Here is a 14884-nt window from a genome sequence, read left to right on the forward strand (position 1 = left end):
ACCTACTTTTCCGAAAACCATTGTCTCAGCTCTGCAATGTCTTGATCGGAGAGCTTGTCGCCGTCATACAAAGCTGAAATCAAATTTTTGACTGAGCCTTGATATAAATCATCCAGGACTTGTTGTGTTTCCAGTAACTTGTAATCTTCGGGCGAAATACGAGGCACATACTTGTTGGTGCGTCCATGCCTTGTTGCCATAAGAGCTCCCTTGTCTACCAGCCGGGAGAGAAAGGTGGAGATTGTTTGCGCTTTCCAATCTTTACCCCTTTGTGAAAACAGGTGCAGCAGTTCGGTGGAGGTGACTGGTGGCTCACACTCCCAGATCGCTTCCATCAGCTCCATTTCAGTATCCGATAATTTTTGAATTTGGTTCACGGTGAACACTCCTTACTTCGCTATGCGTCCATAACAAAGGGTATTACTACACTACGTAGTACGACTAACTTACTACACCATGTAGTAGATAGTCAAGTGTCGAAAGGATGTTGAGGAACAACAGAGGCTGATTTGTTCTAACGGTAAGGTAAATTCTAATTTAGGACTTTGTAATAAACGATTAAGCATTGCTTTTTCCAGAATGAAAGAAGAACTTCGTTTGATTTTAGTGCAGAGACGAATGCTTGGGGTATATACTTAGGCATAAATCCTGAAATCACAATAGGGAGGGACACCATGAATTTGTTTCATATACAATCTACATTGCGAGGAATTAACTGGACTGCATCGTTCCTGGAGAATAACTTTATTGGCATTGCCTGGCCTGGGATAGGGGATCTGGAGCACGAGCCACCGGAAGAATGGAAGCACCAACTGATCCAGCGTTACGGGATAGGAGAGACGGAACTGACACAAGTACTGGAGACTCTCCATATGTTTGTGTATATCATGCAGGATGGAGATTATCTCCTGGTAGATGATGCTGAATGGGCATACGTCGGGGATCTTGGCGATTATTTTTACGATGATTCGTACGGCACGGGAGAAGAGTCCCTATGTCACCGAAGAGGTGTTACCTGGCTGGGACGTATCCCTCTGATGGAGTTAAATGACAAAGTACAGGCATTACGTAATCAACATTCAATCATTGCGAAATTCGAACATCCCATATCTCAGGCACAATTGGACCCCTGGCTCTCGGTCAACTCTGAAACGACTATAGAAGATAGTCATTCTTCGGTCAGAGTAGATGAAGACACAGTTAAAGAAGCCCTCGATGTGTTGAAAGAAGCGCTGCACAGCGAAGATGCTGACTTACGTGTCCGTGCAGCGGCAGCTATTTTACAATATGTAAAACCCTAGATAGAAACGGACAGTCAATAGCTGTCCGTTTTTCAATTCAGTGAATTTCTCTTGTACAACATTTTGAAAAGGTACCAGCGACCAAAAGATAAAGCAGCTTAGTTTAGAAGACATTACGACACTTCCTTTCAGCATACGTAAAATGAAATACAAGAAATCAAAAGAGTATAACCCTTTACATAGGTTTTACTCACGGATAACGCGTCCCTGATCTTCCCTTGTTATGCTAGCTCTGTTTGGGTTTACATAAGCCAACCAATCATACATACAAAGGAGAGAATTATGATCAGTCACCTCTACAAGAAGATGTTAGCCATCCTGTTATCCATTGCTTTGGTATTTGGATGGTTTGCGGGATTTGGGGGAGCCAATTCAGCGCAAGCCGCATCATTGTCTGAGCCAGATATTCTGTTAGAGCGTAACGCCAATTGGAAATATTTCGATCAGGGTCAGGATTTACCGTCGGAATGGCGTGCTTTATACGATGATTCGTCCTGGAATTTCGGAACTGCTCCGTTCGGTTACAAGGACAACGGCAATGGCATAAGCACCACCTATTTTGGACCTCTCCAAACGGAAGTCAGCTACGGTCTGGACAAAAAATTAAAACCCCGCACAACCTATTTCCGGACAAATCTAACCGTTAACAAGGACCAAATTGACGGTTATGGACAAATTCTCGGCACATTCGGCATCGATGACGGTGCAGTGATTTATGTAAATGGTGTGGAAGTCCGTCGCTTTGGCATGCCAGACGGCGAGATTCAATACTCCACCAAAGCAATCTCCAGTCAGGACTTGCCGGTAATGTATGAGGATATCGACCTGACTGAGCCAATGAAAGCCTATTTGCATGATGGATCAAACGAAATCGCGGTCGAAGTACATCAACAGAGTGACAGCAGCTCTGACCTGTATTTTGATATGGAGCTTAAAGCATTGGCTGAAGCGCCATTACTGGATATAAGCAAAGTAACCGTTACCTTCTATGGTGACGCAACAACAAGCAAAGGCTTCACTTGGTATACCCCTCTTGCATCGGTACAGAGCGATGTTCAAGTGGTACCGAACCAGGGAGGCGTTGCTGACTTCAGTCAGGCTCAAAGCTTCAACGGGCGCGCGTCCGTGGCTTCGAACTCCCCGGGAGAAATGGTGCATAAGGCGGAAGCGACGAATCTTATGCCAAATACGTCCTATTATTTCCGCGTTGGCGATCAGAATCTGGGCATATGGAGTGAGGTTGGAACGTTCAAAACGGCTCCCATTGATGGAGCGTTTACGTTTATTGACCTGACGGATACTCAAGCAAAGGAAGAAGATGAGGCCATCCTGTCCGGCTCTACACTTTCCAAAGCGCTGACTACTGTTCCGAATGCGGAGTTTGTCATTCATAACGGAGACGTTGTGGAGAACGGAACGTCAGAACAGGAATGGAACTGGCTGCTTGGTCACTCACAAACCAGTTTGATGAATACGACCATTGCACCCTCCCCAGGCAATCATGAGAACAAAAATTATGCGTTCTACGAGCACTTTAACCTGAAGCAGCCCGATAACGCTGCAACAGTAACAGGTGCATATTACTCTTATAATTACAGCAAAGCCCATTTTATTGTACTGAATTCCAATGAGAATTCCGCCGAATATGCCAATTTCTCCAATGAGCAAGTGGCATGGATGAAGCAGGATGTGGAGGAGGCAAAAGCAGCAGGAGCGGAGTGGATTATCGTTAACATCCATAAAGGTCCGTATACAACATCCAATCACGCCACCGACAGCGACATTATTGGCGAGAACGGTGTAAGAAAAAAAATCGCCCCGTTGATGAACGAACTGGGTATCGATCTGGTACTTCAGGGACATGACCATATCTATGCACGCACGAAGCCAATCAAGAGCGACGGCACTGCGGAAGATGTCTCCAAAATAAGAGAGACTCTGAATGGCCAAAGTATCGAGTACGCAGTTAAGCCTGATGGAACGATCTATATGATTCCCGCTACCGCCGGGGCCAAAGTATACTTCAAAAACGTAAAGCCAGAACTTGGTGAAGCCTATTTCAGCTTGTTCGAGCGTGCTGAAGAAAACCACGCACGCCTATATGGCGACACTACAAGTGCGGCCAGAGGTCAGGTCCAAAACTTCGTTTCATTGACAATCAACGGTGGTAAACTGACAGCCGTTACGTATGAGATAGACCAAAATAGTAATAACGCACAACCATATATCGTCGATCAATTCGGAATCAACAAGGAATCGGATACAGTTCCCATTCCGGAACAGGTAAACAAAGTAACTGTAACGTTCCATGGAGATCCGACCAAGAGCAAGGGCTTTACATGGTATACATCCGATCAAGTAACAGAAAGCAACCTTCAAGTTGTGGAGAAAACAGCTGCAACACCTGATTTCACACAAGCCAAATTGGTTCAAGGACGCTCTAGTCAGCCTGCAAATGCTCCAGCGGAGCTGATGCACAAAGCTGAAGTGACAGATCTGAAAGCCAATTCGACCTATTATTTCCGTGTAGGGGATGCTTCCAAGGAAGTCTGGAGCGAGACAGGTACGTTCCGTACAGCGCCGGAAAAAGGCAAGTTCACTTTCATTGATTTGGCGGACACACAGGCGAAGGATGAGGATGAGGCTATTCTGTCCTCCGAGACAATGGCCAAAGCAATGGCTACGGTACCGGATGCACAATTCGTCGTGCATAACGGGGATATTGTGGATAAAGGCGTCAAAGAGGAACAATGGAATTGGCTCCTTGGCCATTCGCAGGAAAGCCTGTTGAACACAACCATCGTCCCATCCGCAGGGAATCATGAGGACGAAAACTATGCGTTTATCGATCATTTCAATATCCAGTCACCAGTGAATTCTGCAACGGAGACGGGAGCTTACTATTCTTATGATTACAGCAATGCGCATTTTGTTGTGTTGAATTCCAATGAGGATTCGGGCGATTACGACAACTTCTCTACAGAGCAGGTCGAGTGGCTGAAGAAAGATGTTCAAACTGCCAAGAAGAACGGAACCCAATGGATTATCGTCAACATTCACAAGGGGCCGTACACAACGTCAAATCACGCAACGGATTCCGACATCATGGGAGCAAACGGCGTACGTTCCAAGATTGCACCGATCATGGCGGAGCTTGGCATTGATTTTGTCCTTCAGGGCCATGATCACATCTATGCCCGCACCAAACCGATTGATCAGAAGGGAAAAGCACGTCAGCCAGAGATTATCACCGAGATGCAAAATGGACAGAAAATCGAGTACGCTGTGAATCCGGATGGCACGATCTATCTGATTCCGGCGACAGCTGGTCCAAAAGTCTATTACAAAAATAAAAGTGAGAGTCTCGGGGACGCCTACTACAGTCTCTTCGAACTGGCAGAGGAGAATCATGCAGCCAAATATGGCCCTGATCCGAGTGATAACCGCCGTCCAAAACGAAGTCAGGTACAAAATTTTGTGGGCATTACGATCGATGGTAATAAACTGACAGCTATAACGTATGAAATTGACCAAAATCTGAACGGAGCAACCCCGTTCATTATTGATCAGTTTGGTATCGTGAAGAAGACGGTGACACCAAATCCTGATCCAGGAACGTCAAATCCAGGAACATCGAATCCGGGCTCGGGTTCTGGCTCCGGCTCAGGTAATGGATCCAGCAGCGGTAATGGCACCTCAGGAACAGGTGGAAATACTGCAACTGGGAACGGTTCGAACAACGGTGCTGGCAACGGAAGCAATTCCGGAAATGAGACGGGTACCGGATCAAACAATAGCGGGAATGGTGGAAATGCACCGATACTGAAAGATACGGCCGGGCACTGGGCAAAAGCAGCGATTGATAAAGCCCTGACGGCTGGATTCGTGAATGGCTATGGCGATCAGACCTTCCGTCCGAATCAGAAAGTTACACGTGCCGAGTTCATTACGATGCTGGGCCGTGCCTTGAATCTGAATACTGAAAGCGAGAGTATTCACTATACAGACGATAACAAGATTCCTTCATGGGCGAAGCCTTATATTACAGCAGCTGCATCCGCTGGCATTGTCAATGGTTACGAAAATGGCTCGTTCGGCCCTGGCAAGACGCTGAGCCGGGCGGAGATGGTAACTATGATTGCACGCGCTGGCGGAATCCCTGCGGATTCTAACGCCAAGCTCGACTTCAAAGATGCGAAGGACGTTCCGGCATGGGCTGTCCCATATGTAGCTTCCACTGTGGAAGCTGGCCTAGTAGGCGGGGTTGGTGGCAATCGTTTTGCTCCAAATCAGACAGCGACTAGAGCAGAGGCAGTCACACTTATTGTCGGTCTTCTAGAAAAAACAAAATAACTCTGGAATAAATACAACAAAGAAACCAATGTGGGGCTTTCCTGCATTGGTTTCTTTGTTGTATGGTTGTCAGAATAAATGAATATCCGAGGTTTAATCTGATAGCCATCATAGTCTCAGAAATCATCTTGTCAAGTTCTTTGTGACATGATATTATTGATAACGATTATCAATGTCATTTGAAGGTGGGTTTATTTTGTACAAACAACGAAATTGGATAGGATTGCTGCTGGTAATGTGTGTGGTACTCGTTCTGAGTGCATGTGGCCAGTCAGCGACAATGAGCAACACAACTGGTAAAAACACAGCTGTGGGCAATGAAGCAACAAGCGACTCCGCTTCAGGGACAATTGATGAAGGAGAGACCAAGACCTATCAGTCGGATGCAGGTGAGGTACAAGTGCCTAAGAATCCGCAGCGTATCGTCGATTTGACAGCATTTTCGACCGGATACTTTGTTGCACTGGATGCTCCGGTCGTGGGTGCTTTGTCAGGTGCAATGAAAAACAAGTACATCAAAGACCAGCTCACAAGTGAGGGCACAATCGATTTGGGTGAGCAGCCAACAGCCGAGAAGATCATCAGCTTAAAGCCTGATCTGATCATTGCTTATACGGGTACAGAGGGAATCGATAATTTATCCCAGATTGCACCTGTGGTACAAATCAAATATGGTGAGCGGAATTACAAGGACCTCATGCTGGAATTGGGCAAGCTGACCAATAGAGAAGAGGCAGCGAAAGCCTGGATTACGAAATGGGAGACACAGATTAATGAGTTGAAGCCTAAGGTGGAAGCCGTTGTCGGGAACCGTACAGTCTCCATCCTGAACCCATATTCAAAAGGTCTGTATGTATTCGGTCATAATTTCGGTCGTGGTGGCGAAATTATCTATGGCGAATTTGGCCTCAAGGCTCCAACCAAGGCTCAGGCAGAGGCGATTGACAGTGGTACAGGCTGGGCCACCATCTCCATGGAAGTGCTGCCAGAATATGCGGGTGACATCATCTTCACCAGTCCATGGTCGGGAGATAAAAGTGATCCCAAAATTGTCTATGACAATACGCTATGGACCAATCTCCCAGCGGTCAAGGCTGGCCATGTGTTCCAGCTCGATCCGACTTCGGACACTTACAACGATCCAATATCGCTGGAAGGTCAGCTGAAGTTTATATCGGAGAGCCTGCTTTCCGTTAAGTAAGACGCGACACTCTTTAATTTCACATAAGTTAAGAAGATTCGAGAGTATTCCTGACAGTCACCGTGTGGCAGAGGAATGCTCTTTCTTGTTGAGTAAGGTTATGTTGTCTTGCCCCATGGAAATGTTAACCCTATTATGGGAGGCTGGCTACGATCACATCAAAGAGTTGATACGTATCCGGTGGGAACATCCGGTTGACTTCTCTACTTGAGAAAATAATCGAGTTCAATAGGATGGATGCGAAGATCCCTGTTTTATAAACAAGGGATCTTCAGGCTTGAAGTTATAGAAGGAATTTGATTCATCATTCGTCGACATAGAATTTCAGGTAGGATTTGGTTGTGGTTTGTTTGTTGTTCAGGTAGTCGATTTTATAAATACAGGAGTAAATGACATTTAACACATATTCAAAGGCGATTTGCGAGGAGAATGTACCAATCTTGGCATACTTCACTTCATCGTTAGGAACCTGTATACAGATTGTGCTGATACTAGCCAGTTGACTTTCGCTGGTTGCCGTGATGGTTATAAATGGGATGTTTTCGCTTTTGAAATATTGTGCAGCTCTTATGTAATCCTTCGACTTTCCGTGATAGGTTAAGAAAATCGCGCAATCACGGGGTGTGAGATTGACCGTATGATGTGCCCATTCAGATAGTTCTGTGGCAATCACGACATATTTGTTGATTTTGAACAGTTTGTTTTGAAAACTCTTCGCCCGGATTTCTGAATCACCTTGTGCATAGATGAAAATTCGTTCTGCTTGATTCAGCAGATGCGATGTTTGCGTCAACAATTTATCATCCATAAACGCAACGTTTTTTTGAATCGTTTCCTTCATTAATTCCGCAATCTCTTTTGCAACCTGAAGGGACGATTCATTCAAACTGAATGGGTAATTGGGGTCGACATTGGAAATATTCTGAGTGCTTTGTTGGAATTCGCGAGCAAGACTGATAATGAACTCCTTGAAGCCGGATAGTCCAAGCTTACGAGTCAAGCGATTTATCGCGGAATGCGAAGTATATGTAACTTTTGCAAGCTCTTGAATATTCAAGTGAAGGATATGCTCCTTATGAGTCAAAATATATGAAGCAATGCTTTTTTCATTTGGTGTAAAATTGTGCATGTCTGATAATTGCGTCAATATTTTCAACAGGTTCACCCCAGATTAATTGAAATAACGTTGATCGAGAACGTCTAATAAACATTTTGTTTAAAAATAAGCCTTCCTACATACAAATGATTGGTCATATGTACCGTTATTGCCGCAAATCCCCTACGCAGGACGTTCTTCTTCTATAATAAATGAAAAAGTGCCTGAAGGGGAATGAATATGCTGACTATTGGATACATCGGGAATGGCAAAAGTACAAACCGTTATCATCTTCCTTTTTCATTGAACCGAGACTATTTGAAAGTAAAAACGATATACGCTCGTAATCCGGATAAAGCGGAGTGGGATAGAGCTCCCGGCATCTACTACACAAAAGATATTGCTAACGTGATGAATGACGAGGAGATTCAGTTAATTGTAATCTGTACTCATACCGAATCTCACTATGACTATGCAAAAATGGCGCTCGACCACGGAAAACACGTGCTTGTTGAGAAACCTTTCATGTTAACCAAAGAAGAAGCGGAATCCATCTTCCAATATGCCAAAGAAAAAAATCTGCTGATCCAATGCTATCAGAACCGACGATATGATTCAGATTTTCTTACGACCAAGAAGGTAATCGAATCAGGAAAGCTTGGAGAACTGCTGGAGGTGGAGATGCATTACGATTATTATCGTCCGGAGATTCCGAATGCTACCTCCCATTTTTCCAAATACAAGAGCTATTTATACGGGCATGGAGTTCATACCATTGATCAAGTGTTATCTTATTTCAAAAAACCGGACAAGATTCATTACGATGTTCGTCAATTGCTCGGATCTGGCAGAATGAATGATTACTTTGATCTCGACTTTTATTACAATTCACTCAAAGTATCGATTAAATCGAGCTTTTTCCGCCTAAAACCTCGTCCGAGTTTCGTTGTATACGGTAAAAAAGGAGTCTTCGTCAAGCAAACCGAAGACCGCCAAGAGGAACACCTGAAATTATTTTACTTGCCCAAAGGTCACGCTGACTTTGGTATAGATCTACCGCAGCATTATGGCATCCTGACATACCTGGATGATGAAGGGAACTATCATGAAGAGAAAGTACCTTCCGAGAAAGGCGATTATGCCAGAGTATACGATGATATGTATCAAGCCATCATACATGGCAAAGAAAAAGTAATTAAAGACGAAGAAACGATTACAGCCATGGGAATACTCGAAAAAGGCATGGAGGAGTGTAACTAACATGAAACTCGGAATCGTCGGAGCCGGAATGATTGTAGGGGATCTATTGAGCTTTATACAAGACATTCCTACCGTAATTTTACAGGCTATCAGCTCCAGACCCAGCCATCGCGATAAATTACTGTCTTTACAGAACCAGTATGGGTTTGACCAGATTTACACAGAGTATAGTGCAATGCTTGCGAATGAGGATGTAGATACGATTTACATCGGACTGCCCAATCACCTGCATTATTCATATGCCAAAGAGGCTTTATGTGCGGGCAAACATGTGATTTGTGAGAAGCCATTTACTTCTAATCTCCAAGAATTTTTAGAACTTAAAGAGATTGCTCAGCAAAAAGAACGAGTATTGATCGAAGCCATTTCAAATCAGTATTTGAAAAACGTCTTATCCATGAAGCAGTATTTGCCTAAACTTGGTGATATCAAAATCGTGGAATGCAACTATTCTCAATATTCATCCCGTTATGCAGCTTTCCAAGCAGGAGAAGTACTGCCCGCCTTTAACCCCGAAATGTCTGGCGGAGCGTTGATGGACATTAATTTATATAATATTCATCTGGTAGTAGGTTTCTTCGGGAGTCCTGAGAAGGTGGAGTATTGGGCCAACATGGAACGCGGCATTGATACTTCAGGCATGTTGCTGTTGGATTACGGGAATTTCAAGTGTGTATGCATAGGTTCCAAAGATAGTACAGCCCCTAATGCAGTGAACATTCAGGGCAATAAAGGACATATACACATGGCGAGCTCAACTAATAAATGCGAATCCTTTGAGATCACACTTCACAAGGAAACGCCTATTTGGGTAGATCATAAAGATCATCCACATCGCATGTATGACGAGTTTGTGGAGTTTGATCGTATCATCAGTGCACTGGATCTGAAGAAAACAGGCGAAATGCTGGAGCATAGCGAAAAGGTGATGAAGGTTATTGAACAGGCGAAACAGTCTGCTAATCTTGTATTTGGCCGTACTTAGCCGTCGATGATATGAAAATAGTCGCTTAAAAAGTCGCCCATGGCGACTTTTTGATTTTGGAATACCAAGTCCTAACCCCAAGCGTGAACAAGAACCTGATGTTATTCCCCATTTGTTTCTATAGGCAGGACTCCATAAACCTCTTTGGACATTGCACCAAAATACGCCGTAACAACACTGCGAAACTCTAAAGCAGCCTTCGAAATATACCTGTTTTTGTGTGACAATAAAGCAATTTCACGAACGAGTCCGTGTTCCTCTACCTGGAGATATGTGATTCGCTCATGCGGATTTTTGGCTGTACTTGGTATAAACGCGAGACCGATCTCTGCTTCCACAAGAGCGGTTAATCTTGCAGGTTCATCTCCTTCATATACATATTTCGGTACAAAACCGGCGGAATGACATGCGGAGTCGACCAAATCACGAACACCATACCCATTCTTCACACCAACAAACCACTCGTCTTTAAGCTCAGCTAAGCTTATACCACTTCGATCTGCATACCGATGACCCACGGGAACGGCTACTACGATGGGATCTGCGAAAAGTATCTGACATTCGATATCATCACCTTGAATCGGAGGGGAGGACAGACAAAAATCAACCTCACCCCGATGCAGGAGCCTGGACATGTGATCTAGGGTTACCATTTGTACATGAAACTGAATATTCGGCTTGTTTTTCCGGAATTCCCGCAGTATTCCTGGCAAAGTGCTTGCCGTAGTTACAGCCAATTCGAGTGTGCCATGATCCGAATTGGAGAGGTCCGCAATTTCCCGCTTTCCCTGTTCCAATTCGAACAGGGCTTTTTCGGTTCGGTGAAGAAATGTTCTTCCGAATTCGTTTAGTCGCAGTTTTCTTCCAATTCGATCAAATAAAGGAGCTCCAAGGTCATCCTCTAACCGTTGTATCGTTTTGCTCAGTGAGGATTGAGTGACGTGCAGCTTTCCCGCGGCTTCGGTTACATGCTCGCATCGAGCCACAATCAAGAAATATTTTAGTTGAAGAAGCTCCATTTTCATCATTCCTTCATTCCTTTTAGTACATCAAATCATAACATACAATGCGTTGGAATAAATAAGAGACTTCGAGTAAGATGACAGCATAGAAGAAGGAGGTTGCACAATGAATGTTCGAAATAAATGGTTAATGTTATCGGTTGGATTAGGAATTATGCTGAATCCGTTAAACTCCTCCATGATCTCTGTAGCCATCGCAAGACTGCAACAAGTGTATCAACTTGATTTTAAAGCCGTTTCGTGGATTATTTTTTCATTTTACATTGCGAGTGCTGTTGCTCAACCTGTCATGGGCAAATGCAGTGATCTGTTTGGCCGCAGGAAAATATTCCTTATTGGTCTGGTTATTGTCTTCGTCTCATCCATGTTGGCACCGTTGTCCCCAAGTTTTTCTTGGCTTATCGTATTCCGGATCATTCAATCTGTTGGCACAAGCATGATGGTAGCTGTGGGGATGGCGATTATACGAATTTATGTAACTGAAAAACAAGCTTCTGCCTTGTCCGTCTTGGCGATTTTCCTATCTGGAGCAGCAGCGATCGGCCCCTTTATTGGCGGTGTATTGATTCATTGGTGGGATTGGCATAGCATATTCATCGTTAATATTCCGTTTGTAACTGCAAGCTTTTTGTTCGCATGGAAAACAATCCCGAAGGATGATCAATCCAAACCCGTCACTGGCCGTTTAACTATTCGGAAGTGGCTAGAGTTGATTGATGCACCAGGCATCCTGTTATTTACAATAGCTCTGGTGACGCTGTTAATTGGTTTACTTTCAGTCAAATCAACGGGAGCTATAGCAATGTGGCACCTTATTGCAGGGGGAATCGGTTTGATGGCACTAGTAACGTTTATACGACATGAACTAAAAACAACATCCCCCTTTATCCCTCTGAGAGCATTCTCTACATATCCCGAAATGACTTGGGTGAATATACAGTTCACACTGGTTAACATTCTGTTTTACGCTCTTTTTTTTGGAATGCCCACTTATTTACAGCAGGTGCGTCATCTTAACGAAGTCCATACAGGAATGATTATGTTAGCCCTCGGTTTATGTTCCCTTATCATTTCTCCTGTTGCAGGGCGTTGGATTGACAAATCGGGACCACGGCCAGCTTTAATCGTTTCTGCTGTGTTAATGACATTCGGTTCCATATTGGTCATACTATTGCAAGAAGCTTCCCCGGTCTTCATTGTAGTTCTTGCCTTGGCAGTATTTGGGGTAAATAATGGCTTAAACGCTGTTGGCATGCAGGCAGCTCTGTTCAAGAGCACGCCAAAAGAAATGATCGGTGTCGCATCAGGTATTTTTAATACATCCAGATATTTGGGTACCATTTTATCCTCTTTATTGATCGGTATCATCATGGGAGAAACATTTAGTGTTACAGGATTCCAAACGCTTGGAGTCATCCTTACGGTATTAGCTGTTTCTTTGATCTTCATGAGCTTACGTCGTCAGGAATCAACGGATAAATCAGGATATTTGGGCTAATTGAACAAATCATTGAGCCTGGTAGCAAATCATTTGTTCTCGTTTCCTGTTATCCTTATATTAAAATCTACAAAGGCGGGTCTACTCATGTCCATGAGAACCGAAAAAATAGCCAAAGCACCGCAAAAACTGGAAAGTTCACCAGATAAACAAGGAAGCCTAAAGCAGAACGGGCTATCCATTATTAAATTTTGCCTGCACACACATGGCACAACAGGATCATATTTTCTGAAAGATCACCTGTTGTTATTCGTTAAGTCGGGCATATATACAGTTCGTTTTGGGGACCAAGAGTACACCGTACGCAGTAATGAAATGGTGTTTCTTCACAAATCGATTCGGATTGACTACGAAAAATCGGGTGAACCCGGTTCAGAGTTCAAGTTGGATTACATGATGTTTTTCCTTAATGAGAATATACTTGAGGAATTTGTCCGATTTTCTGGTTATAAGCCGATGTATCCGGTGAATGAACTTGTTCCGGTGTCCATCATTACAGTCAATCCATTCACTCAAGCTTATATCGAATCTTTAAAACCTTATTTTGAAAGTCCGGATGAGGTAAGTGACGGACTGGTACGACTGAAGTTCATGGAGCTCTTGTATCACTTGGCGGACTCCAATAATCATTTCTTACTTGAGTTGCTACAACCAGGTCATAATAAAAACAGCAACATTAGCAAGATTATGGAAGAAAATTTTACAAATCCTGTGTCTATTAGCGACCTGGCTTATTTGTCTGGCAGAAGCCTGTCTACGTTCAAACGTGATTTTCAGGCCATGTACCACACCTCACCACTGAAGTGGATTCGCATTCGAAGACTGAATGAAGCCAAGAAACTGTTGTTAGAGACGCCACTGTCAGTAACCGAGGTCTGCTTCACAACAGGATTCGAAAACATGGCCCATTTTTCCAAAGTGTTCAAGCTTCAGTTCGGGCTTCCACCGTCAGAGTTTCGACTTCAAAGTAATACGAGAGAGGAAGAACCAGGCCAGGAAGAACCATTGAGCTAAATAAACAAATAAGATGAGCTTAGCAGCAAAGTAGTGGTTCAACTTTCTTGATATTCTTAACTCAGGCGGAACAGTTGGCGCAGAATATATCTTGAGAGCGCCTGAACACCCATTACGATGAAAAGAGAGGAATCGATCAAATGGAATATGTGAAACTTGGAAATACAGGATTAGATGTATCTCGGCTGTGCCTTGGCTGTATGGGCTTTGGTGAAGCAGGTCGTGGATTTCACCAATGGGTACTTGATGAAGAGAATAGCCGCCCGGTGATTCAAAAGGCTCTGGAGCTTGGTATCAATTTCTTTGATACGGCTAATGTATATGCAGGCGGGACTAGCGAGGAAATTCTCGGCCGGGCTCTTAAAGACTATGCCAATCGCGATGAAATTGTCCTTGCGACAAAAGTGTTTTCCCGTATGCATGAAGGTCCCAATGGCTCCGGACTTTCTCGTAAAGCCATTATGAGCGAAATAGATAAGAGCCTCAAGCGATTAGGTACCGACTATGTGGATCTATACCAAATTCATCGCTGGGATCAACAAACCCCCATTGAAGAGACCATGGAAGCACTACATGATATAGTGAAGGCTGGGAAAGCAAGATATATCGGTGCTTCTGCCATGTCTGCATGGCAATTCCAAAAGGCTTTATATGTGGCTGAGAAAAATGGATGGACCCGATTTGTATCCATGCAGAATCACTATAACCTGATCTATCGTGAGGAAGAAAGGGAGATGCTCCCCCTATGCCTGGAAGAAAAAATTGGTGTAATTCCATTTAGCCCGCTTGCGTCTGGTCGTTTGACACGAGATTGGGATGAAACCACTTATCGTTCAGAAACCGATCAAGTTCAAAAGGCAAAATACGATGCAACAGCCAGTACCGATCGATTGGTAGTAGAGCGGGTTGCAGAAATCGCAGAAAAGCACGGCGTACCTCGGGTTCAAATCGCACTTGCCTGGTTGCTGCAGAAAGATCCGGTTACAGCCCCTATTATCGGTGCAACGAAAATATCTCATCTCCAAAATGCCGTAGATGCACTTTCCATTACGTTAACTTCTGACGAAATTGCGTCTTTGGAAGAGCCGTATGTACCACACCCTTTATATGGATCAAACATTGGTTTTAAATAATCGTACATCTCAAGCCCCCGA

11 protein-coding genes are annotated in these 14884 nt (G+C 44.0%); 8 read left to right on the top strand and 3 right to left on the bottom strand.

Features of this window, described 5'->3' with window-relative positions; genetic code table 11:
• Positions 1 to 2: 2 nt before the first annotated feature.
• Positions 3 to 377 carry a BlaI/MecI/CopY family transcriptional regulator gene (locus ACFTRD_RS11185; RefSeq protein WP_192267077.1) on the bottom strand — a complete coding sequence of 125 codons (375 nt, stop codon included), beginning with the start codon at positions 375 to 377 and terminating at the stop codon, positions 3 to 5.
• Between the two features lie 297 nt (positions 378 to 674).
• On the opposite strand from ACFTRD_RS11185, the gene ACFTRD_RS11190 reads away from it, so the two are divergent.
• From ACFTRD_RS11190 to ACFTRD_RS11200, 3 genes are all read left to right on the top strand, one after another.
• Complete coding sequence (locus tag ACFTRD_RS11190; protein WP_379379746.1) at positions 675 to 1301, top strand: hypothetical protein; 627 nt, start codon at positions 675 to 677, stop codon at positions 1299 to 1301.
• Between the two features lie 282 nt (positions 1302 to 1583).
• Positions 1584 to 5654 carry an S-layer homology domain-containing protein gene (locus tag ACFTRD_RS11195; RefSeq protein WP_379379748.1) on the top strand — a complete coding sequence of 1357 codons (4071 nt, stop codon included), beginning with the start codon at positions 1584 to 1586 and terminating at the stop codon, positions 5652 to 5654.
• Between the two features lie 196 nt (positions 5655 to 5850).
• On the top strand, positions 5851 to 6855 hold the full coding sequence (locus ACFTRD_RS11200) for an ABC transporter substrate-binding protein (RefSeq protein WP_379379750.1): 1005 nt from the start codon (positions 5851 to 5853) through the stop codon (positions 6853 to 6855).
• Between the two features lie 304 nt (positions 6856 to 7159).
• Here the strand turns inward: ACFTRD_RS11200 and ACFTRD_RS11205 are convergent, their stop codons facing one another.
• A complete protein-coding gene (locus tag ACFTRD_RS11205; protein ID WP_379379752.1) occupies positions 7160 to 8011 on the bottom strand; it encodes a MurR/RpiR family transcriptional regulator in 852 nt (283 codons plus the stop codon).
• Between the two features lie 180 nt (positions 8012 to 8191).
• Here ACFTRD_RS11205 and ACFTRD_RS11210 point away from each other — a divergent pair, with 180 nt between their 5' ends.
• Together ACFTRD_RS11210 and ACFTRD_RS11215 are read left to right on the top strand one after the other, a co-directional pair.
• Positions 8192 to 9211 (top strand): Gfo/Idh/MocA family oxidoreductase, encoded by a 1020-nt coding sequence (locus ACFTRD_RS11210; RefSeq protein WP_379379755.1) that lies wholly within the window; start codon positions 8192 to 8194, stop codon positions 9209 to 9211.
• 1 nt (position 9212) lies between these two features.
• On the top strand, positions 9213 to 10196 hold the full coding sequence (locus tag ACFTRD_RS11215) for a Gfo/Idh/MocA family protein (protein ID WP_379379757.1): 984 nt from the start codon (positions 9213 to 9215) through the stop codon (positions 10194 to 10196).
• A gap of 101 nt (positions 10197 to 10297) precedes the next feature.
• Here ACFTRD_RS11215 and ACFTRD_RS11220 read toward each other — a convergent pair whose 3' ends face one another.
• Positions 10298 to 11215, bottom strand: a complete 918-nt coding sequence (locus ACFTRD_RS11220) for a LysR family transcriptional regulator (protein WP_379381310.1) — start codon at positions 11213 to 11215, stop codon at positions 10298 to 10300.
• A gap of 109 nt (positions 11216 to 11324) precedes the next feature.
• Here ACFTRD_RS11220 and ACFTRD_RS11225 point away from each other — a divergent pair, with 109 nt between their 5' ends.
• The 3 genes from ACFTRD_RS11225 to ACFTRD_RS11235 all read left to right on the top strand — a co-directional run bounded on the left by ACFTRD_RS11225 (position 11325) and on the right by ACFTRD_RS11235 (position 14863).
• Positions 11325 to 12716 carry an MFS transporter gene (locus tag ACFTRD_RS11225; protein WP_379379759.1) on the top strand — a complete coding sequence of 464 codons (1392 nt, stop codon included), beginning with the start codon at positions 11325 to 11327 and terminating at the stop codon, positions 12714 to 12716.
• Positions 12717 to 12803: 87 nt separating this feature from the next.
• Complete coding sequence (locus ACFTRD_RS11230) at positions 12804 to 13730, top strand: helix-turn-helix domain-containing protein (RefSeq protein ID WP_379379761.1); 927 nt, start codon at positions 12804 to 12806, stop codon at positions 13728 to 13730.
• A 140-nt stretch (positions 13731 to 13870) separates the two neighbouring features.
• A complete protein-coding gene (locus ACFTRD_RS11235) occupies positions 13871 to 14863 on the top strand; it encodes an aldo/keto reductase (protein ID WP_379379763.1) in 993 nt (330 codons plus the stop codon).
• Positions 14864 to 14884: the final 21 nt, after the last annotated feature.

This window comes from Paenibacillus sp. NPDC056933 (genome assembly GCF_042674385.1).
In the GTDB taxonomy this organism is placed as follows: Bacteria; Bacillota; Bacilli; order Paenibacillales; family Paenibacillaceae; genus Paenibacillus.

Bases quoted from the DNA above. Each gene is read 5' to 3' on its own strand.
- ACFTRD_RS11190 (WP_379379746.1), top strand. From the start codon at position 675: ATGAATTTGTTTCATATACAATCTACATTGCGAGGAATTAACTGGACT.
- ACFTRD_RS11195 (WP_379379748.1), top strand. From the start codon at position 1,584: ATGATCAGTCACCTCTACAAGAAGATGTTAGCCATCCTGTTATCCATT.
- ACFTRD_RS11210 (WP_379379755.1), top strand. From the start codon at position 8,192: ATGCTGACTATTGGATACATCGGGAATGGCAAAAGTACAAACCGTTAT.
- ACFTRD_RS11215 (WP_379379757.1), top strand. From the start codon at position 9,213: ATGAAACTCGGAATCGTCGGAGCCGGAATGATTGTAGGGGATCTATTG.
- ACFTRD_RS11220 (WP_379381310.1), bottom strand. From the start codon at position 11,215: ATGGAGCTTCTTCAACTAAAATATTTCTTGATTGTGGCTCGATGCGAG.
- ACFTRD_RS11225 (WP_379379759.1), top strand. From the start codon at position 11,325: ATGAATGTTCGAAATAAATGGTTAATGTTATCGGTTGGATTAGGAATT.
- ACFTRD_RS11230 (WP_379379761.1), top strand. From the start codon at position 12,804: ATGTCCATGAGAACCGAAAAAATAGCCAAAGCACCGCAAAAACTGGAA.
- ACFTRD_RS11235 (WP_379379763.1), top strand. From the start codon at position 13,871: ATGGAATATGTGAAACTTGGAAATACAGGATTAGATGTATCTCGGCTG.